1 rRNA gene is annotated in these 429 nt (G+C 54.4%); it reads right to left on the bottom strand.

What is annotated here, in order from left to right:
• Nucleotides 1–429, bottom strand: a 23S ribosomal RNA gene (locus ASG67_RS14110); the annotation flags it as partial.

The raw sequence follows: 429 nt of genomic DNA, 5'->3' as shown, positions 1-429 counted from the left end.
GGTCGGAACTTACCCGACAAGGAATTTCGCTACCTTAGGATGGTTATAGTTACCACCGCCGTTTACTGGGGCTTAAATTCTCAGCTTCGCCTTGCGGCTAACCGGTCCTCTTAACCTTCCAGCACCGGGCAGGCGTCAGTCCGTATACATCGTCTTGCGACTTCGCACGGACCTGTGTTTTTAGTAAACAGTCGCTTCCCACTGGTCTCTGCGGCCTCCAAACGCTTTCGGAGCAAGTCCTGATACGTCGAAGGCCCCCCTTCTCCCGAAGTTACGGGGGCATTTTGCCGAGTTCCTTAACCAYRRTTATCTCGATCKCCTTGGTATTCTCTACCTGATCACCTGWGTCGGTTTGGGGTACGGGCGGCTWRAACCTCRCGTCGATGCTTTTCTAGGCAGCATAGGATCACCGAATCCCCCCATACGGGG

The sequence above is a fragment of the Sphingomonas sp. Leaf339 genome, from assembly GCF_001426195.1.
Taxonomy (GTDB): Bacteria; Pseudomonadota; Alphaproteobacteria; order Sphingomonadales; family Sphingomonadaceae; genus Sphingomonas.
The sequence above is the reverse complement of the archived record's forward strand: the minus strand, read 5'-3'. Positions and strand labels throughout refer to the sequence as shown.